Here is a 19441-nt window from a genome sequence, read left to right on the forward strand (position 1 = left end):
CAAGCCGGCAGGTGGCAAGCCAGGCGGCAAGCCGGCGGGCGCGCGTGGCGGCAATGCCGGCCGGGGCGCCAAGCCCGCGGGCGCGGGTCGCGGCGGCAACAAGGCCGAAGGCTCGCGCGCCGGTGGCGGTAACGCTGGTGGCGGTAACAATAAGGGGCCGGGCGCCGGCGGCAAGCCGCGCGCACCGCGCAATACGTCGTCGTCGCCGCGTGGCGATGACTGGCAGCCCCGTGGCGCATCGGCCCACGAATCCCGCCTGGGCGTGATGAGCGGCCGGGGCGGAAGAGGGCGCTGAGCCGCCTGCCGGGCGGCGCCAGGGTGGCGTCGCCTGTCGGATGTGTCCCACATAAACGTAAGCCCGTGACGAATCAGGCGTTTTTCCAGTTTATCTGGTAAAATCAATGGTTTTCATGGCTTCGCGTTCTTGCTTTCGCGCCTTGGCTTTTGGCCGCGGAAGGGTTGCGTGGGGCGGGCTGGTGCGCCGCAAGTGGCGGTGCAGGCCGAAATTTAGGTCGCAATATAGGGCACTGCCCAGCATTGCTCCTTACGTGCAGTAAGGGTGGCGGCTGGGCGCTGTGCAATACGGTGGGCTGGGCGTGCAGCCCATTTTTTTTGAGTATATGGCTGATTTATTCGCATTGACCGAAGAGGCTCTTGCCGGCATGGATGTCGAACTCGTCGACGTCGAGCGTGCCGCGCTGGGCCTTTTGCGCGTCACGATCGATCGGGTCGGCGGTGTGCGCATCGAAGACTGCGAGCAGGTGTCCCGCCAATTGTCGCGGGTGTACGAGGTCGAGAACATCGACTACAAGCGGCTGGAAGTCGGTTCGCCGGGCATTGACCGCCCGTTGCGCAACGAGACCGAATTCCGTCGCTTCGCAGGCGAACGCATCGAGATCAAGCTGCGCGAGGCATTGGACGGACGCAAGGTCTTCGCCGGCACGTTGACCGTGCCCGAAGACGCGCCCGCAGCCCCGGATGCCGCGGCTGGGATGCACAAGACCGTGTTCGGTCTCGAATTTGAGGCAAAAAAGAACGAAGTCCAGGTGTTGAATTTCACGGTCGATGATATCGAGCGTGCAAAACTGGATCCCGTTCTGGATTTCAAGGGCAAAAAGCGATGAGTCGCGAAATTCTTCTGTTGGTCGATGCCTTGGCGCGTGAAAAGAACGTCACGCGTGATGTCGTGTTCGGAGCGCTTGAAAGCGCGCTGGCCTCGGCCATGAAAAAGCGCTTCAAGGATGATGCGGACATTCGTGTTGCCATCGATCGTGAAACCGGTGACCACGAAGGTTTCCGCCGCTGGCTGGTGGTGCCGGACGAAGCCGGTCTGCAAGAACCCGACAAGCAGGAAATGCTGTCGGACGCGGTCGAGATCGTGCCTGGCATCAAGGAAGGCGAATACATCGAAGAGCCGCTCGAGCCCATCGAATTCGGCCGCATCGGCGCCCAGGCTGCCAAGCAGGCCATCCTGCAGAAGATCCGCGACGCTGAGCGCGAACAGGTGCTGAACGACTTCCTGGATCGTGGCGAAACCATCGTGTCCGGCACGATCAAGCGCATGGACAAGGGCGACGCCATCATTGAAACGGGCAAGATCGAAGCGCGCCTGCCGCGTTCCGAAATGATCCCGAAGGAAAACCTCCGGGTTGCCGACCGTGTCCGCGCTTTCGTGTTGCGCGTCGACCACGCGGCCCGTGGTCAGCAGGTCATCCTGTCGCGTACCTCGCCCGAGTTCATCCGCCAGCTGTTCGAGAACGAAGTGCCCGAAATCGAACAGGGCCTGCTCGAGATCAAGGCGGCTGCCCGTGATGCCGGCGTGCGTGCGAAGATCGCCGTGGTGGCATACGATAAGCGTATCGACCCGATCGGTACCTGCGTGGGCATGCGCGGTTCGCGCGTGACCGCCGTGCGCAACGAGCTGGGCGGCGAACAGGTCGATATCGTGCTGTGGTCCGAAGACCCCGCGCAGTTCGTCATCGGCGCCTTGGCGCCCGCCAACGTCGAGTCCATCGTGGTGGACGAAGACAAGCACGCGATGGACGTCGTGGTCGACGAAGAAAACCTGCCCAAGGCCATTGGCGCCAAGGGGCAGAACGTGCGCCTAGCGTCCGAGTTGACCGGTTGGCAGATCAACATCATGACGCCGGAAGAAAGCCTGAACCGCCAGGAAGTCGAGCGTTCGGGCCTGCGCGCCACGTTCATGAACAAGCTGGACGTCGACGAGGAAGTCGCCGACATCCTGATCGACGAAGGTTTCACCGGTATCGAGGAAATCGCCTACGTGCCCATGCAGGAACTGCTGGAAATCGAGGCGTTTGACGAAGACACCATCAACGAGTTGCGCGCCCGTGCCCGCAATGCGCTCCTGACCGAGGCCATCGCCCAGGAAGAGCGTCTTGAAACGGCACAGGATTTGCTGGAACTCGAAGGCATGACGCAGGAACTGGCTGCCAAGCTGGCCGAGCGTCAAGTGCATACGCGTGATGATCTGGCCGAATTGGCAACGGACGAGCTGGCGGAAATCGCCGGCCTGACCGAGCAGGAAGCCAGCGACCTCATCATGCGTGCCCGCGCCCATTGGTTCGACGAAGAATAACCATAAGGACACGGGTCTGCGGCGGATGCCGTCATGTCCGCCGCAAGTTCACGTTGTTTGTAATAGCTGCATATAGGGAAGAGAGAGCCTAATGTCGAGTAACACCGTCGCCCAGTTCGCTACCGAGCTGAAAATGCCTGCCAATGTGCTGCTGGATCAGCTGCGCTCGGCTGGCGTTGACCTCAAATCGGTTGACGATTCCGTCACCGACAGCGACAAGGCGAAATTGCTCGAATCGCTGCGTCGCGCTCATGGCGCGACCGAAGGCAAGAAGATCACCCTGACGCGCCGCCAAACCTCCGAGATCCGGCAGGCTGACGCCACCGGCCGCTCGCGCACCATCCAGGTCGAGGTTCGCAAGAAGCGCGTGTTCGTCAAACGTGATCCCTCCGAAATCGCCCTGGAGCAGGCCGCAGGCGCCCGCGCCGAAGACGAAGCGGCCGTCGAAGAATCGCAGCAGGTGTCCGCACCGGCCGTGACCGAGGCGCCCGCCCCGGTCGAGCCGCGCGAAACCGCGCCCGTCCAGGCAGAGGCTCCGGCCCCGGCCCCGGCGGAAACGCCCGCTGCAGTTGAAGCGCCCGCGCCGGTAGAAGCGCCCGCGCCTGTTGAACCCGTCGCGGCCGAAGTGCCCGCCCCCGTCGAGGCGCAAGCCCCCGAAGTCCAGGCCCAGCCTGAACCGGAACCGACGCCGGCGCCCGCTCCTGCCGAGCCCGTGGCCGAAGTGGCCAAGCCCGAAGTCAAGACTGAATCCACCGAGCCCAAGGCTGAAGAAGCCAAGCCGGAACCCGTTGTGCTAGCTAATACGTCCGAACCATCTTCCTCCCAGGCCGCCGCGCCTGTCGCCCAGGCCCAGCCTGCCGCGAAGTCCGAATCCGTCAAATCCGCCGCCAAGCCGGTCGAAGCCGCTGCACCCGCCGCCAAGGTGGGTAACCGCGCCGACAATCGCCGCGCCGGCCCTCCGCTTGCCGCCTCCGCCACTGGCGCTGGCCGCGACGAAGCGCGCCGTGCCGCCGAGGCCGAAGCCGCTGCCCTGCGCGAGATGCTGAACCGTCCCCGCAAGGTGCTGCGTGCGCCGGAACCCGAAGCGCCCGCCGCCGCGCCGGCAGCCCCGATCTCGGGCACGCTGCACAAGCCCGCCGGCAAGCCCGGCGCCGCGCCTGGCGCCAAGAAGGACGCCAAGCCCGCCGCACCCGGCACCAAGAAGACCATCAAGACGGCCGAAGTGGCCTCGACCTGGTCCGACGACGCCTCGCGCAAGAAGCCGGCCGACAAGCCGGCAGCGCCTGCCAGCCGTGACGGCTGGCGCGCAGGCGGCAAGGGCGGTGGCAAGAGTGGCGGCCGCGGTGGCCGCAACCAGCAGAACGATCGCCGCAACGAACCCGCGCCGCAGGAATTCATCGCACGTGAAGTCCACGTGCCGGAAACCATCAGCGTGGCCGACCTGGCCCACAAGATGTCCGTCAAGGCCGCCGAGGTCATCAAGCAATTGATGAAGCTGGGCCAGATGGTCACCATCAACCAGGTGCTGGACCAGGAAACGGCCATGATCGTGGTCGAGGAACTGGGCCACGTGGCCATCGCCGCCAAGCTGGACGACCCGGAAGCCTTCCTGGACGAAACCGCCAGCGTGTCGGAAGCCGAACAGCTGCCGCGCGCCCCGGTCGTGACCGTCATGGGCCACGTCGACCACGGCAAGACCTCGCTGCTGGACTACATCCGCCGCGCCAAGGTTGCCGCGGGCGAAGCCGGCGGCATTACGCAGCACATCGGCGCCTACCACGTTCAGACCGAGCGCGGCATGGTGACCTTCCTTGACACCCCGGGCCACGAGGCGTTCACCGCCATGCGTGCCCGCGGCGCCAAGGCCACCGACATCGTCATCCTGGTGGTGGCCGCGGACGACGGCGTGATGCCGCAGACGCGTGAAGCCATCCACCACGCCAAGGCGGCCGGCGTGCCCATGGTCGTGGCGATCACCAAGATCGACAAGCCCTCGGCCAACCCCGACCGCGTCAAGCAGGAACTGGTTGCCGAACAGGTGGTGCCGGAAGAATACGGTGGCGACGTGCCGTTCGTGGGCGTGTCCGCCAAGAGCGGCGAGGGCATCGACGCCCTGCTCGAAAACGTGCTGCTGCAAGCCGAAGTGCTGGAACTGAAGGCGCCCGAAGACGCACCCGCCAAGGGTCTGGTCATCGAAGCCCGCCTGGACAAGGGCCGCGGCCCGGTCGCCACGATCCTGGTGCAGAGCGGTACGCTCAAGCGCGGCGACGTGGTGCTGGCCGGCGCGAGCTTTGGCCGCGTGCGCGCCATGCTGGACGAAAACGGCAAGCCGATCCAATCGGCCGGCCCGTCCATCCCCGTCGAGATCCAGGGCCTGACCGAAGTGCCGGCCGCCGGTGACGAACTGATGGCGCTGTCCGACGAGCGCAAGGCGCGCGAAATCGCGCTGTTCCGCCAAGGCAAGTTCCGCGACGTCAAGCTGGCCCGCCAGCAGGCCGCCAAGCTCGAGTCCATGTTCGACAACCTGGGCGAAGGCACGCAGACCCTCACGCTTATCGTCAAGACCGACGTGCAGGGTTCGCAGGAAGCGCTGGTGCAGTCGCTGGTCAAGCTGTCGACCGACGAAGTCCGCGTGCAAGTGGTGCACGCGGCCGTGGGCGGCATCTCGGAAACCGACATCAACCTGGCCATCGCCTCGAACGCGGTCGTCATCGGTTTCAACGTGCGTGCCGAAGCCAGCGCCAAGAAGCTGGCCGAGAACAACGGCATCGACGTGCGCTACTACAACATCATCTATGACGCCGTGGATGAAGTGAAGGCAGCCATGTCGGGCATGCTGGCGCCCGAGAAGAAAGAAGAGATCATCGGCCTGGTCGAGATCCGCGAGGTCTACAGCATCTCGCGTCTCGGCAACATCGCCGGTTGTATGGTGCTCGATGGCATCGTGCGCCGCGATTCCCAGGTACGCCTGCTGCGCAACAACGTGGTTCACTGGACGGGGCATCTCGAATCGCTGCGCCGCTTCAAGGACGACGTCAAGGAAGTCAAGTCGGGCTTCGATTGCGGTCTTACGCTGCGCGGCAACAACGACATCCAGGTGGGCGACCAGCTGGAAGTCTTTGAAATCAAGGAAATCGCGCGTACGCTGTAAAGCGTCGCGAGGCATTATTGCTAATGAGCCGTCACAAGTCCAAAGCCATCCCCGGTCGCAATCTGCGACTGGCCGACCAGATCCAGAAGGATCTGGCCGGGATCATCCAGCGCGAGATCGATACGACTCGCGCGGGACTGATCACGCTCTCTGGTGTGGAACTGTCGACCGACTACGCGCATGCCAAGGTGTATTTCACGGTTTTGGGCGCCGAGCCCGAAGCCGCGACCACCTTGCTGAACGAGAAGGCCGGCTGGCTGCACTCCCAGCTGTACAAGCTGCTGCACATTCACACTGTCCCCACTTTGCGCTTCTTCCACGACGAGCAGATCGCCCGTGGCATCGAGATGTCGATCCTCATCGACCGCGCAAACCGGCCCGGCCCGCACTCGGGCGTGCCCGACGAACCTGAAGACCAGTCCTGATCGGGCTGTCGTCACTGCTTTAATTTCCGGATTCCGACGATGGCTAAACGACGCGGGCTTGCGCTCGACGGTGTGCTGTTGCTCGACAAACCCGTAGGTTTGTCGAGCAACCACGCCTTGCAGCGCGCAAAACGTGCCATGGATGCGGCGAAAGCCGGCCATACCGGTACCCTGGACCCCTTTGCCACCGGCTTGCTGGTGTGCTGCATGGGCCGGGCGACCAAGATTTCCGGCGCGATGCTCAACGCCGACAAGGCGTATCGCGCTACGCTTCAATTTGGCGAAGAAACCGATTCCGGCGACCTGACCGGCAACGTGGTGTCCACCGCCGAGCCTGGTTTCGTGGTCGACGAACAGGCCCTGCGCGAAGCGCTGTCACGTTTCTCGGGCACGATCGAGCAGATTCCGCCCATGTATTCGGCGCTCAAGCGCGACGGCAAGCCGCTGTACGAATACGCCCGGGCCGGCATCGAGCTGGAACGCGCGCCGCGGCAGATTACGATTTACCGCATCGAGCTGCTGTCCCTGAACGGGACGCAGGCAGAGATCGATGTGGCTTGCAGTAAAGGCACATACATCCGGACGCTGGCCCAGGACATCGGGCGCGCGCTGGGCTGTTACGCCCACCTGGCGGCGCTGCGGCGCACGCACGTCGGGCCTTTTTCTCTGGAACGCGCCGTTGCGCTGGATGCCTTGCAGGCGATGCCAGACCCCAAGCAGGCATTGCTTGCACTGAACGAATTGCCGGAGGGCTTGCTGCCCTCCACCCTGACCTTAAAGGACTCGCTATGACTCGCGCCTTGCGCAACGTCGCCATCATCGCCCACGTGGACCACGGTAAAACCACCCTGGTCGACCAGCTGCTGCGCCAATCCGGCACCTTCCGCGAAAACCAGGCGCTGACCGAACGGGTCATGGACTCGAACGATCTGGAAAAAGAACGCGGCATCACGATTCTGGCCAAGAACTGTGCCGTTGAATACGAAGGCACGCACATCAACATCGTCGACACCCCGGGACACGCGGACTTCGGCGGCGAAGTCGAACGCGTGCTGTCCATGGTCGACGGCGTGCTGCTGCTGGTCGATGCCGTCGAAGGCCCGATGCCGCAGACCATCTTCGTGACCCGCAAGGCGCTGGCCCTGGGCCTGAAGCCGATCGTCGTGGTCAACAAGGTGGACCGCCCCGGCGCCCGCACCGACTTCGTCATCAACGCCACGTTCGACCTGTTCGACAAGCTGGGCGCGACCGAAGAGCAGCTGGACTTCCCGGTGGTGTACGCCTCTGGCCTGTCCGGCTACGCCGGCCTGACCCCGGACGTGCGCGAAGGCAACATGCGCCCGCTGTTCGAAGCCATTCTCGAACACGTGCCGCAACGCGACGACGATCCCAACGGCCCGTTGCAGATGCAGATCATCTCGCTGGACTACAACAGCTACGTCGGCAAGATCGGCGTGGGCCGCATCAACCGTGGCCGTATGCGCCCCGGCATGGACGTGGCCTACAAGTTCGGCCCCGAAGGCCAGGGCGGCCGTGGCCGCATCAACCAGGTCCTGAAGTTCCATGGCCTGGAGCGCATCGTGGTCGATGAAGCCGAAGCCGGCGACATCGTGCTGATCAACGGCATCGAAGAACTTGGCATCGGCTGCACGGTCACCGACGCTGCCACGCAAGACGCGCTGCCGATGCTGCGCATCGACGAACCGACCCTGACCATGAACTTCATGGTGAACACGTCGCCGCTGGCCGGCCGTGAAGGCAAGTTCGTCACCAGCCGCCAGCTGCGTGACCGCCTGGACCGCGAACTGAAGTCCAACGTGGCGCTGCGTGTGCGCGACACGGGCGACGACACGGTGTTCGAAGTGTCGGGCCGCGGTGAACTGCACCTGACGATTCTGCTGGAAACGATGCGTCGTGAAGGCTACGAGCTGGCCGTGTCGCGTCCGCGCGTGGTGTTCAAGGACATCGACGGCGTGAAGTGCGAGCCGTTCGAGTCGCTGACCATCGACGTCGAAGACGCCCACCAGGGCGGCGTCATGGAAGAGCTGGGCCGCCGCAAGGGCGACCTGCAGGACATGCAGCCGGACGGCCGTGGCCGCACCCGCCTGGAATACCTGATTCCGGCCCGTGGCCTGATCGGCTTCCAGAACGAGTTCCTGACGCTGACGCGCGGCACGGGCCTGATGAGCCACATCTTCCACGAATACGCGCCCGTCAAGGAAGGCTCGATCGGCGAGCGCCGCAACGGCGTGCTGATCAGCCAGGATCACGGCGACGCCGTGGCCTACGCCCTGTGGAAGCTGCAGGATCGTGGCCGCATGTTCGTCAATCCGGGCGATGCGCTGTACGAAGGCATGATCATCGGCATCCACAGCCGCGACAACGACCTGGTCGTGAACCCCATCAAGGGCAAGCAGCTGACCAACGTGCGCGCCTCGGGCACCGACGAAGCCGTGCGCCTGGTTCCGCCGATCCAAATGTCGCTGGAATACGCCGTGGAATTCATCGACGACGACGAACTGGTCGAAATCACGCCCAAGTCGATCCGTCTGCGCAAGCGCTACCTGCTCGAAAACGAGCGCAAGCGCGCCGCACGCGAATCCGCCGTCTAAGCGCCAAGCGGGGCATTGCCCCGCCTGGCAAGGCTGCAAAAAGGCCGTACGCCCCAAAGGGTGTACGGCCTTTTTTTACGACCCGACGGGGCGCGGCGGGATCACCTCGCTTTCGGTTCAGGCGTGCTGATGGCGATATTCCTGCGTCTTGCCGCCGTAGCCATATGCCGCCGCGCGAGCATCGATCACATGCACGTACGAGCATTCATGCAGCTCGCCCAGGATCTCTCGGAATGCCGCGTAGATCTCCTGGATGAAGCGTGCCTTTTCGGCCTTGGTGTTGGTTTCGTCCGTGACGCTGATGTCCAGGTGAAAGGCGTTCTTGCCGACTTCGGACAGAGGCTTTGCGCCGATGAACCACAGGTCATGCGGGATGTGCTGCAAGGTGATGGCGATGACCGGCAGCTTCTTGCCCAGGACGGTCTGGGTCAGGCCGGCGACGGCATCGACGATGCGGCGGTTTACGTGGGCATCGGATTGGCCGGAAACATGGATGACGATGTGAGGCATGGAAGGCTCCAGGGGGTGATGGGTATGAAGCCAGTGTAGGAAGCCGATTGACATCGGAAAAGCGGGAATTTACGATTTCATCCATCGAATAAACCGTTGGATAGACCATGTCTGGTTTCGACCTGGACCAGTTGCGTACGCTGGTCGCCGTGCTGGATGCGGGCAGCCTGACGGCGGCGGCGCCCAAGGTGTTCCTGTCGCAATCGTCGGTGAGCGAGCAGATGCGCAAGCTGGAGGAACGCGCGGGGCAGGCGCTGCTGATCCGTGGCAAGTCGGGCGTGTCCGCCACGCCGGCCGGTGAGCGGCTGCTGACGCATGCGCGCGCGATCCTGGCGCTGAGCGAAGAGGCCTATCGCGACCTGCGCGGCGTCGCGTTGCAGGGCGAGCTGCGCCTGTGCATCACCGACTACTTTCGCCCGGGTGATGTGGCGGGCATGCTGCGGCGCTTGAACGAACAGTATCCGCAGGTGCGCATGCACGTCACCATCATGAAAAGCGGCGCGATCGAAGCGGCCTATGAGCGCGGCGAGATCGACGTGGGTATCTCGATGGTCATCCTGGAACGCGGCGCAGGCAAAGGCCGCCCGCAAGGGCCGGTGCTGCGGCGCGAGTCGCTCTTGTGGATGGCGGCGGATGGCGCCCAGGCAACGCGCGGGGCGTTGCCGCTGTTGGCGCTGCCGGAAACCTGCGCGCTGCGCCAATATGCCGAGCGCCTGCTGTCGCGGCGCAGCGTGCCGTATGCGGTGGCGCACGTGGCGTCTGGCGTGGCGGGCCTGCAACTGGCGATTGCGGCGGGGCTGGGCGTGGCCTGCCTGAACGAGTCGGCGTTGGCGCCAGGCATCACCCGCGCGCAGTGGCCAGGCTTGCCGCCGCTGCCCGAGGTTGAATTCCGCCTGCTGCCGCCACGGCCGGGCGAAGACCGTTTCATCGAGCTGGCGCGCGAGGCCATCGTGCGGGCGATGCGCTGATATCGGCTAGGGGCGGGGCGCCGCCATCAGCCAGTCCAGGAACTCCCGGCCGGGCCCGTCTTCGCGCACGACGGCGCCGATGGGCTGGAAGGCGCCAGGCGAATCGATCCGTATGCGCTGGAAGTGGCCATGGCGCAGGTACCAGTCGGCCAGCGTCAGCGGCACCATGGCCAGCGCTTGCTGCGCCTGCATCACGGCGATCAGCAGGGGCATCGGCGGCGCGGCGCTGGCCAGCCGGCACAGTCGGGGAACGATGCCGGCGCGCTCGAAAAAGGCGCTGAAGACGGCGTGGATCGCCAGCTCGGGGCGTGGTTCGATCCACAACTGCGAGGCGACCTGGGCGAGGGTGGGCGGGGTAGGGCCGGTCAGCAGCGGATGGCCTTCGGTGCCGACGATGACGGCCGCGTCCTGCTGCAACGGCACGAATTCCAGGCCGGCGGGCATGGCTTCCGGGCGCCGGCACAGCAGCATGTCCAGGTTGCCCGCCGCCGCCAGTGGCAGCAGTTGTTCGCGACTGCCTTCCTGGACTTCCACGTGCAGGTTGGGGTGGGCCAGCATGTAGGCCGGCAGGCGCTCGGCCAGCAGGCCGCCGTTGGCCGCGGGAATGGCGCCCAGGCGCAGGCTGCCCGCGGCGCCGTCGCGCAGCGCCGCAACCGAATTGGTCGAGGCCCGCAGCGTGGTGAGCATGCCGCGTGCACATTCCGCCATCAACTGTCCGCTACGGGTAGTGCGCATGCCGCGGGCGTGGCGTTCGAACAGGCTGACGCCCAGCAGGGCTTCGATATCGGCCAGGGCATGGGTGGCGGCGGGTTGGCTCATGCCGATCTGGGCCGCGGCCTGCTGCACGCTGCCCAGGTCGGCCACGCCCGCCAGCAGTTGCAGGTGGCGCAGGCGGCCCTTGGCCAGGAGGCGGGACAGCAGGGTGGCGGGAGCGACGTCCATGGCAGGGGCAGGGGTGTTTTAGCTATTCAAATTTCGAATATATCGACGCATTAATGTATTTGAAATAAGGATATGCCCTGCCCAGAATGACGCTTTTCACGTGATCACGCCCAGGAGGGGCTGTTCCATGACGTTCCGCCTATTGCATGCTGTCGTCTGTGCCGTCGCCGCCGGCGTTTCTGCCGGGGCCCTGGCAGCGGGCGCCTATCCCACCCAGCCGGTGCGCCTGATCGTGCCATTTGCCCCCGGCGGCTCGACCGATGTGCTGGCGCGAGCGGTGGCCGACGGGCTGCGCAAGGAACTGGGCCAGAGCGTGGTGGTGGAAAACCGCGCCGGCGCAGGCGGGCTGATCGGCACCGAGGCCGTGGCGCGGGCCGAGCCGGATGGCTACACCCTGGGCATGGCTACGGTCAGCACGATGGCCGTGAACCCGCTGCTGTACGGCACCAGGCGGGTGGATCCGGCGACCCAGCTGACGCCGGTGGGCGCGGTGGCGACCGTGCCGGTGGTGTGGATGGTGAACCCGGCGTTTCCGGCGAATGATTTCGCGCAATTCCTGGCCGAACTGCGGGCCCATCCGGGCAAGTATTCGTTTGGATCGCCCGGCGTCGGTTCGTTGGGCCATTTGAATCTGGCCGCCATGAATGCCGACCTGAAGGTTGAGGTGCTGCACGTGCCTTATCGCGGCATGGGGCCGGCACTGACGGCGGCCGTGGGCGGCGAGGTGCAGGTGCAGCAGGACCAGTACGCCTCGGCCCAGTCGCTGATCAAGGCGGGCAAGCTGCGCCCGATCGCCGTGTCGGCGCCCACGCGGCTGGCCGGCCTGCCGCAATTGCCGACGCTGGCCGAATTGGGTTATCCGCAATTGAACGCGCTGGGTCAGACTTGGTTTGGCCTGGTCGCGCCGGCCGGCACGCCGGATGCGGTGGTGCAGGCCGTCAATGGCGCGGCGCAGCGTGCGCTGGCGGACCCGGCGCTGGTGCAGCGCCTGGCGGGCCTGGGCGCCGAGCCGCTGACCGGCACGCCGCAGGCCTTTGGCGAACGCATTGCGCAGACGCTGGCCGCCAACCGAAAAATCATTGAAACTGCCGGCATCAAGCTGGACGAGTAAACGGTTTTACGCCCCCCGCGAAAGCGGGGGTAGACCCTATAGACCCGCCACTGGAGACGCGATGGGAGCCATCGACAAACTTGCGCCGTTCATCGACGCGCGCAGCGAACGCTATGCGGAACTGAGCGACCGCATCTGGAGCCTGGCCGAACTGCGCTACGACGAGCACAAATCGGCCGAACTGCACATTGCCATGCTGCAAGACGCGGGCTTTCGCGTCACCCGCGACGCGGCCGGCATTCCCACGGCCTTCGTGGCCGAGGCGGGCAGCGGCGGCCCGGTAATCGGCATTCTGGGTGAATACGACGCCCTGTCGGGGCTGAGCCAGGAAAGTGGCGCCTTCGCCTGCCAGCCGTCGCCGGAAACGCCCAACGGCAACGGCCACGGCTGCGGCCACCATCTGCTGGGCACGGCCGCGCATTTCGCCGCGGTGGCGGTCAAGGAATTCCTGCAGGACAACGGCTTGCCCGGCACCATCCGCTTCTATGGCTGTCCGGCCGAAGAGGGCGGCTCGGGCAAGACCTTCATGGCGCGCGCCGGGCTGTTCGATGACCTGGATGCGGCGCTGACCTGGCACCCGGCCTCGCACACAGGCATTTTTCACCAGTCTTCCCTGGCCAATATCCAGGCCTATTTCCGCTTTCGCGGCGTGGCAGCGCATGCGGCCAACTCGCCGCATCTGGGCCGCAGCGCGCTGGACGCGGTGGAACTGATGAACGTGGGCGTGAACTACCTGCGCGAGCACATGGTGCCCGATGCGCGGGTGCATTACGCGGTGACCAACAGCGGCGGCATTTCGCCCAACGTGGTGCAGGCCCGCGCCGAGGTGCTGTACCTGGTGCGCGCGCCCATCAATTCGCAGGCGGCCGAGCTGTACGAGCGCGTCAAGAACGTGGCTCGCGGGGCGGCGCTGATGACCGGCTGCGAGCTGGAAATCGTGTTCGACAAGGCCTGCTCGAACTACATCCCCAATGGGGTGTTGAACGAGGTCATGTACGCCAATATGCAGGCGCTGCAGGGGCCGTCCTACACGGAAGGCGAACAGCAGGCCGCACGCCGGATGTGGGATGCGATTTCCCCCGACGATATCGACAATGCGGGCAAGAACCTGGGCGCGGTGCTGCGCAACCCGACGCCGCTGTTCAGCGGCGTGGCGCCCTTTGAGCCGGGCAAGACCGAGATCAGCTACGGTTCGACCGACGTCGGCGACGTCAGCTGGGTCACGCCCACGGCGCAGTGCTGGGGCGCCTGCTATGCCTACGGCACGCCGTTCCATTCGTGGCAGATGGTGGCGCAGGGCAAGCTGTCGCTGGCCCACAAGGGCATGGTGCACGCCGCGAAGATCATCGCTGCGACCGCCGCGGACCTGTACCGCCAGCCCGAGACGCTGGCGCGCGCCAAGCAAGAGCTGCTGGACATGCGCCGCGGCCAGCCTTACGTCTGCCCGATTCCGGCGGACGTGCTGCCGTCTTTCATGCGCAAGTAGGGCAGGACGGCGGCCCCGCCTGGGGCCGCCGGGGCTTTGGCCCCGTTTCCTGTCAGGCCGGCAGCGACGGCGCGTATTGCGCGTCGGAGTTGACCTTCTGGTGGAATTCGACCACCTTGCGCACGACTTTGCGGGGATCGTCTTCGATGATGAAAAGATCCAGGTCGTGCGCGCCGATCATGCCATTGGCCAGCACCTGGCCGCCCAGCCATTCGACCAGGCCCGACCAGTATTCGCTGCCCACCAGCACGATGGGCGCGGGCGGGACCTTGCCGGTCTGGATCAGCGTCAACGCTTCGAAGAGCTCGTCCAGGGTGCCGAAGCCGCCCGGCATCGCCACGTAGGCGAAGCTGTGCATGAAGAAGGTGGCTTTGCGCGAAAAGAAATATTCGAACGACAGGCTTATAGTCTGGTATTCGTTGTTGTGCGCTTCGTGCGGCAGGCTGATGTTCAGCCCGATGCTGGTGCCGCCGGTTTCGAAAGCGCCCTTGTTGGCCGCTTCCATGATGCCGGGGCCGCCGCCCGCGATGACCGCGAAACCCGCCTCGGCCAGGGCGGCCGAAATCGCGACGGTGGTTTCGTAGTGCGGCGAGTTGCGGCTGACGCGCGCACTGCCAAAGACGCTGACTGCGGGCCCGATATGGGCGAGCTTGTCTGCCGCCGTCCGTATCTCTGACATAATCAGCGGAATTTGCTTGTTGGCGGGCGTTTCCGCCGTCGTTGCCGCCGTATTTGCCGCAGTTGTTGCCATATCTGCCTTTGTAACCATGAAAAAAACCCTATTGCTGGTCGACGGTTCAAGCTACCTGTACCGCGCTTTCCACGCTATGCCTGATTTGCGCAACGCGCAAGGCGAACCCACCGGGGCGCTGTACGGCGTGGTCAATATGCTGCGCAAGCTGGTAGCCGACTATAAGGCAGAGTATGCCGCATGTATTTTCGACGCGCGCGGCAAGACCTTCCGCGACGATCTGTACCCGGAATACAAGTCGCATCGCCCGCCCATGCCCGAAGACCTGGCGGCCCAGATCGAACCCATCCACCGCGCCGTGCGCGCGCTGGGCTGGCCGGTGCTGGCCATCGAAGGCGTCGAAGCCGACGACGTGATCGGCACGCTGGCCTGCCGCGCTGCCGAGCGCGACGTGCACACCATCGTGTCCACCGGCGACAAGGACCTGGCGCAGCTGGTCAACAGCCACGTCACGCTGGTCAACACCATGAGCGGCGAAGTGCTGGACGAAGCCGGCGTGGTCAACAAGTTCGGCGTGCCGCCGGACCGTATCGTGGACTACCTGATGCTGGTCGGCGACACGGTCGACAACGTGCCGGGCGTGACCAAGGTGGGCCCCAAGACGGCCGCCAAATGGATCTCGGAATTCGGCTCGATCGACAAGCTGGTCGAAGGCGCCGAGGGCATCAAGGGCGTGGCGGGCAGCAACCTGCGCGAAGCCATTCCCAATTTCCCGCTGACGCGCGAGCTGCTCACCGTGAAATGCGATTGCGACCTGACCGGCCACGTGGACAGTGTCGACGACCTGACGCCGCGCGGCCGCGATGAAGCGACGTTGACCGAACTCTACGAACGCTATGGTTTCCGCACCTGGCTGCGCGACCTGACCGGCGATGCCGAGCGCGTGCCGGCGGGCGACGCCCGCGTGGCGGTCGAAGTGCCGGTCGCCCCCACGGAACTGGACTACCAGATCATTGCCGACTGGCCCGCGTTCGATGCCTGGCTGGAAAAGCTGCAATCCGCCGAGCTGGTGGCGCTGGACACCGAGACCACCTCGCTGGACGAGATGCAGGCCAGGCTGGTGGGCCTGTCGATGTCGGTGGCGCCGGGCGTGGCCTGCTACATCCCGGTGGCGCACCGCGGCCCGGACAACGCCACGCAATTGCCCAAGGCCGAAGTACTGGAACGCCTGCGCCCCTGGCTGCAGGACGCTTCGCGCGCCAAGCTGCTGCACCATGCCAAGTACGACGCACACGTATTCGCCAACGAAGGCATCCGCCTGGCCGGCATCACCGACGACACGATGCTGCAGGCCTACGTGCTGGAATCGCATAACCGGGTCGGCCTGAACGACCTGGCGCAGCGTTACCTGGGCCGCAGCGGCGTGTCGTACGAAGACCTGTGCGGCAAGGGCGCCAAGCAGATCGGCTTTGACGAAGTGGCGGTGGACAAGGCCGGCCACTATGCGGCGGAAGACGCCGACTTCACGTTGCAACTGCACCAGGTGCTGCGCCCGCAGGTGGCCGCCGATGCCGGGCTGGAACGCATCTACCTGCTGGAAATGCAGGTGTCCGCCGTGCTGACCACCATCGAGCGCAACGGCGTCAAGGTGGACGCGGCCGAGCTGGGCCGCCAGAGCCACAAGCTGGGCCAGGAAATGCTGCAGCTCGAGCAAAAGGCCTACGAGCTGGCCGGGCAGCCGTTCAACCTGAATTCGCCCAAGCAACTGGGCGAGATCCTGTTCGGCCGCATGCAGTTGCCGGTGGTGCGCAAGACCGCGGGCGGCGCGCCGTCCACCGACGAGGAAGTGCTGAGCAAGCTGGCGCAGGACTACCCGCTGCCGCAGGTGCTGCTGGAATACCGCGGGCTGTCCAAGCTGAAGTCCACCTACACGGACAAGCTGCCGCGCATGATCAACCCCGATACGGGCCGCGTGCACACGCGCTATTCGCAGGCCGCGGTGATCACCGGCCGCCTGGCCTCGTCCGATCCCAACCTGCAGAACATTCCCGTGCGCACCGAAGCCGGACGCCGGGTGCGCGAGGCCTTCATCGCCGAGCAAGGCCTGCTGCTGTCGGCCGACTATTCGCAGATCGAGCTGCGCATCATGGCGCACGTGTCGGACGACGCCAACCTGCAACGTGCGTTTGCGGCGGGCGAAGACATCCACCGCGCCACCGCTTCGGAAGTGTTCGGCGTGTCATTGCAGGACGTCTCGTCCGAGCAGCGCCGCGCGGCCAAGGCCATCAACTTCGGCCTGATCTACGGCATGGGGGTGTTCGGCCTGGCGTCCAACCTGGGCATCACGCGCGATGCCGCGCAGGCCTACATCGACCGTTACTTCGCCCGCTATCCCGGCGTGGCGATGTATATGGAAAACACCCGCCGCGTGGCCCGCGAACAGGGCTACGTGGAAACCGTGTTCGGACGCCGCCTGCAGTTGCCGGAGATCCGGGGCGCCTCCGGGCCGCGCCGCCAGGGCGCCGAGCGTGCGGCGATCAACGCGCCCATGCAGGGCACCGCGGCCGACCTGATCAAGATGGCCATGGTGGCGGTGCAGGACTGGCTGGAAGCCGAAAAGCTGCAGACGCGCATGATCATGCAGGTGCACGATGAACTGGTGCTGGAAGCGCCGGACGCGGAACTGGAACTGGTCAAGGAAGCGCTGCCGCGCCTGATGTGCAATGTGGCCGAGCTGCGCGTGCCGCTGGTGGCCGAAGTGGGCGTAGGCAAGAACTGGGAACAGGCGCACTGAGCGCGGGGCCGCCGAGGGCGGCCCATTTCCGCTTTTGCGGTTGCAACAATATAATGTTGCGCTTCCCCCGCCAATAAACCGTCCCCCAAATGTTGCTGCTCTGGGTCCTGCTTGCTACCGTCACCGGTGGCCTCATTGCCGTCCTTGTCGCCAGCTGGCTGGCCTACAAGGTGTTCGCCCAATACCTGCACCACATGGTGAGCCTGTCGGTGGGCGTGCTGCTGTCGGTGGCGCTGCTGCACCTGTTGCCCGAGGCGTTCGAGGGCGCGGTGGGCGACGCCCACGTGCTGTTCGGGCTGATGCTGGCGTCGCTGATCGGTTTCTTCGTGCTGGAAAAGATCGCGCTGCTGCGCCACAGCCATCATCACGAAGGCGATGGGCACCATCACCATTCGGGCCACGACCGCCACGAGGCGGGCCGCGGCGGGGTGCTGATCCTGATCGGCAGTTCGCTGCACAACCTGTGCGACGGGGTGCTGGTGGCGGCGGCCTTCCTGACCGATCCGCTCTTGGGCGTGCTGACGGCGGCCTCGATCATCGTGCACGAAGTGCCGCACAAGCTGGGCGATTTTGTCGTGTTGCTGAACGCGGGCCTGGCGCGCCGCCGGGCGTTTGCGCTGATCCTCTTCACCAGCTTGTGTTCAGCCGTGGGCGGCATAATAGGCTACTTCGTGCTGCAGCAAGCGCAGGGCTGGGTGCCGTACGTATTGGTGGTTGCCGCCAGCAGCTTCCTCTACATTTCGGTGGCCGACCTGATGCCGCAGATGCACGAACGGGTATCCCTGGCCGATGCGGTGCCGCAGCTGTTGCTGGTGGGCGTGGGCGTGGCGCTGATCTACAGCGTGACGACGCTGATGCACCACGGGCACGAGCACGAAACCGGAGCCGGCGCGGCGCGCACGGAGCACGTCCACACGCACTGAGGCGCGGCGTTCGCGATACCCGGCTTTGTCCTGATCCTGGCCGGTCGTGTCGCGCATGCCTAGTTGGCGAATCGCGGGACGCCGGTCCCGCGTTGATCCCTACACAGGAGTTCGCCATGAGTTTTTCCGCCGCCGCAGGCAACGTCGCCCCCACCGTGATCCACACGGATACGCAGGGGCTGGTCCACGGGGATTTCCAGCTGCCCGTGGCTGATGGAACCCTGGACGCCTACTACGCCGCCCCTGAGGGCAAGCAGAACCTGCCCGTGGTGCTGGTGGTGCAGGAAATCTTCGGGGTGCACGAGCACATCAAGGACGTCTGCCGCCGGGTCGCCAAGGCCGGCTACCTGGCCGTGGCCGCGAATCTGTACCAGCGCCAGGGCGATGCCTCTACCTATACCGATATTCCGAAGCTGATCGCCGAGATCGTGAGCAAGGTGTCCGACGAGCAGGTGTTCGCGGATCTGGACGCCAGCGTGGCCTGGGCCGCGCAGCACGGCGGCGACCCCAAGCGCGTGGCCGTGACGGGCTTTTGCTGGGGCGGGCGCCTGACGTGGATGTACGCGGCGCACAACCCGGATGTGAAGGTGGGTGTGGCCTGGTACGGGAAGTTGAGCACGGGTCACGGGCCATTGATCAAGCGCGTGGCGTTTGATGTGGTCAATGAACTGCATGCGCCGGTGTTGGGCTTGTATGGAGCCAAGGACGCCAGCATTCCGGTGTCGGATATCGAGATCATGAAGGGCAAGCTTGCCGGCGGCAATGAGAATGCCAGGCGGTCGGAGTTTGTGGTGTATCCGGACGCGGATCATGCGTTCATGGCGGATTATCGGGCGAATTATCAGGCTGCCGCTGCCGAGGATGGGTGGGGGCGGATGCTGGAGTGGTTCAAGCGGTACCTGTAAGGGAGTGGGTGTGTCGCTGCGCGCGACGGGCGCGGCCTTTTTTTGTGCTGTGGGGGCTTCTTCGTAGGCCGCCCGGCGCGGGTGGTGCACACGTGGCGCGCGCCAACGATTGCGGTCCGGAGCCTTCGCTCCGGACGTCCCCTTCGTCATCTTCGTCCAGGCCTTCGGCCTTCCCTTCAGATTCCCTCGGGCGCATCGACGGCGCGCGCCACGTGTGCACCACCCGCGCCGGGCTACGGTTATCGAGAAATGAGATGCTGCCAGGCCGAGGGAGGGGGGAGAGGTTTGCGTCGCCCGCCCAGACCGGCCGCGCGGGCGGCCGGC

At 65.5% G+C, this 19441-nt stretch carries 15 protein-coding genes and 1 pseudogene; 13 read left to right on the top strand and 3 right to left on the bottom strand.

Annotated features, from left to right (window positions below):
* From HV798_RS31630 to typA, 7 genes and pseudogenes are all read left to right on the top strand, one after another.
* Positions 1–295 (top strand): annotated as a pseudogene (locus HV798_RS31630) (23S rRNA pseudouridylate synthase B); the annotation flags it as partial.
* Between the two features lie 325 nt (positions 296–620).
* Positions 621–1124, top strand: coding sequence for a ribosome maturation factor RimP (rimP, locus tag HV798_RS29500; protein WP_175193901.1), 504 nt, complete (start codon positions 621–623; stop codon positions 1122–1124).
* On the top strand, positions 1121–2599 hold the full coding sequence (nusA, locus tag HV798_RS29505) for a transcription termination factor NusA (protein WP_175193902.1): 1479 nt from the start codon (positions 1121–1123) through the stop codon (positions 2597–2599). The genes rimP and nusA overlap by 4 nt, the downstream gene beginning before the upstream one ends.
* Before the next feature lie 91 nt (positions 2600–2690).
* Positions 2691–5750 carry a translation initiation factor IF-2 gene (infB, locus tag HV798_RS29510; protein ID WP_175193903.1) on the top strand — a complete coding sequence of 1020 codons (3060 nt, stop codon included), beginning with the start codon at positions 2691–2693 and terminating at the stop codon, positions 5748–5750.
* Between the two features lie 23 nt (positions 5751–5773).
* Positions 5774–6175 (top strand): 30S ribosome-binding factor RbfA, encoded by a 402-nt coding sequence (gene rbfA / locus HV798_RS29515; protein ID WP_025140228.1) that lies wholly within the window; start codon positions 5774–5776, stop codon positions 6173–6175.
* 39 nt (positions 6176–6214) lie between these two features.
* Positions 6215–6967: a tRNA pseudouridine(55) synthase TruB gene (gene truB / locus HV798_RS29520; protein WP_025140229.1), complete on the top strand. Its 753-nt coding sequence runs from the start codon at positions 6215–6217 to the stop codon at positions 6965–6967.
* The gene (typA, locus tag HV798_RS29525; RefSeq protein WP_175193904.1) at positions 6964–8787 is read left to right on the top strand and encodes a translational GTPase TypA; all 1824 of its coding nucleotides are present in this window, start codon (positions 6964–6966) and stop codon (positions 8785–8787) included. Before truB ends, typA begins: the two co-directional genes overlap by 4 nt.
* Before the next feature lie 117 nt (positions 8788–8904).
* Here the strand turns inward: typA and HV798_RS29530 are convergent, their stop codons facing one another.
* Entirely contained in the window at positions 8905–9297 is a 393-nt protein-coding gene (locus tag HV798_RS29530; protein WP_175193905.1) for a tautomerase family protein, read from the bottom strand.
* A gap of 107 nt (positions 9298–9404) precedes the next feature.
* On the opposite strand from HV798_RS29530, the gene HV798_RS29535 reads away from it, so the two are divergent.
* Entirely contained in the window at positions 9405–10265 is an 861-nt protein-coding gene (locus HV798_RS29535) for a LysR family transcriptional regulator (RefSeq protein ID WP_175193906.1), read from the top strand.
* A 6-nt stretch (positions 10266–10271) separates the two neighbouring features.
* Here the strand turns inward: HV798_RS29535 and HV798_RS29540 are convergent, their stop codons facing one another.
* Complete coding sequence (locus tag HV798_RS29540; protein ID WP_175193907.1) at positions 10272–11207, bottom strand: LysR family transcriptional regulator; 936 nt, start codon at positions 11205–11207, stop codon at positions 10272–10274.
* Between the two features lie 127 nt (positions 11208–11334).
* Here HV798_RS29540 and HV798_RS29545 point away from each other — a divergent pair, with 127 nt between their 5' ends.
* Together HV798_RS29545 and HV798_RS29550 are read left to right on the top strand one after the other, a co-directional pair.
* The gene (locus HV798_RS29545; RefSeq protein ID WP_175193908.1) at positions 11335–12318 is read left to right on the top strand and encodes a Bug family tripartite tricarboxylate transporter substrate binding protein; all 984 of its coding nucleotides are present in this window, start codon (positions 11335–11337) and stop codon (positions 12316–12318) included.
* 61 nt (positions 12319–12379) lie between these two features.
* Positions 12380–13804, top strand: a complete 1425-nt coding sequence (locus tag HV798_RS29550; RefSeq protein WP_175193909.1) for a M20 family metallopeptidase — start codon at positions 12380–12382, stop codon at positions 13802–13804.
* Between the two features lie 52 nt (positions 13805–13856).
* Here HV798_RS29550 and HV798_RS29555 read toward each other — a convergent pair whose 3' ends face one another.
* A complete protein-coding gene (locus HV798_RS29555) occupies positions 13857–14573 on the bottom strand; it encodes an LOG family protein (protein WP_445658491.1) in 717 nt (238 codons plus the stop codon).
* On the opposite strand from HV798_RS29555, the gene polA reads away from it, so the two are divergent.
* The 3 genes from polA (at position 14572) to HV798_RS29570 (ending at position 19117) form a co-directional block, all read left to right on the top strand.
* Positions 14572–17289 (top strand): DNA polymerase I, encoded by a 2718-nt coding sequence (polA, locus tag HV798_RS29560; protein WP_175193910.1) that lies wholly within the window; start codon positions 14572–14574, stop codon positions 17287–17289. The genes HV798_RS29555 and polA overlap by 2 nt on opposite strands.
* An 89-nt stretch (positions 17290–17378) precedes the next feature.
* The gene (locus tag HV798_RS29565; RefSeq protein WP_175193911.1) at positions 17379–18212 is read left to right on the top strand and encodes a ZIP family metal transporter; all 834 of its coding nucleotides are present in this window, start codon (positions 17379–17381) and stop codon (positions 18210–18212) included.
* Between the two features lie 116 nt (positions 18213–18328).
* Positions 18329–19117 (top strand): dienelactone hydrolase family protein, encoded by a 789-nt coding sequence (locus HV798_RS29570; protein WP_175193912.1) that lies wholly within the window; start codon positions 18329–18331, stop codon positions 19115–19117.
* The last annotated feature ends 324 nt before the right edge of the window (positions 19118–19441 follow it).

This window comes from Achromobacter deleyi, assembly GCF_902859705.1.
Classification (GTDB): domain Bacteria; phylum Pseudomonadota; class Gammaproteobacteria; order Burkholderiales; family Burkholderiaceae_B; genus Achromobacter; species Achromobacter deleyi.

Bases quoted from the DNA above. Each gene is read 5' to 3' on its own strand.
- rimP (WP_175193901.1), top strand. From the start codon at position 621: ATGGCTGATTTATTCGCATTGACCGAAGAGGCTCTTGCCGGCATGGAT.
- nusA (WP_175193902.1), top strand. From the start codon at position 1,121: ATGAGTCGCGAAATTCTTCTGTTGGTCGATGCCTTGGCGCGTGAAAAG.
- infB (WP_175193903.1), top strand. From the start codon at position 2,691: ATGTCGAGTAACACCGTCGCCCAGTTCGCTACCGAGCTGAAAATGCCT.
- rbfA (WP_025140228.1), top strand. From the start codon at position 5,774: ATGAGCCGTCACAAGTCCAAAGCCATCCCCGGTCGCAATCTGCGACTG.
- truB (WP_025140229.1), top strand. From the start codon at position 6,215: ATGGCTAAACGACGCGGGCTTGCGCTCGACGGTGTGCTGTTGCTCGAC.
- typA (WP_175193904.1), top strand. From the start codon at position 6,964: ATGACTCGCGCCTTGCGCAACGTCGCCATCATCGCCCACGTGGACCAC.
- HV798_RS29530 (WP_175193905.1), bottom strand. From the start codon at position 9,297: ATGCCTCACATCGTCATCCATGTTTCCGGCCAATCCGATGCCCACGTA.
- HV798_RS29535 (WP_175193906.1), top strand. From the start codon at position 9,405: ATGTCTGGTTTCGACCTGGACCAGTTGCGTACGCTGGTCGCCGTGCTG.
- HV798_RS29540 (WP_175193907.1), bottom strand. From the start codon at position 11,207: ATGGACGTCGCTCCCGCCACCCTGCTGTCCCGCCTCCTGGCCAAGGGC.
- HV798_RS29545 (WP_175193908.1), top strand. From the start codon at position 11,335: ATGACGTTCCGCCTATTGCATGCTGTCGTCTGTGCCGTCGCCGCCGGC.
- HV798_RS29550 (WP_175193909.1), top strand. From the start codon at position 12,380: ATGGGAGCCATCGACAAACTTGCGCCGTTCATCGACGCGCGCAGCGAA.
- polA (WP_175193910.1), top strand. From the start codon at position 14,572: ATGAAAAAAACCCTATTGCTGGTCGACGGTTCAAGCTACCTGTACCGC.
- HV798_RS29555 (WP_445658491.1), bottom strand. From the start codon at position 14,573: ATGGTTACAAAGGCAGATATGGCAACAACTGCGGCAAATACGGCGGCA.
- HV798_RS29565 (WP_175193911.1), top strand. From the start codon at position 17,379: ATGTTGCTGCTCTGGGTCCTGCTTGCTACCGTCACCGGTGGCCTCATT.
- HV798_RS29570 (WP_175193912.1), top strand. From the start codon at position 18,329: ATGAGTTTTTCCGCCGCCGCAGGCAACGTCGCCCCCACCGTGATCCAC.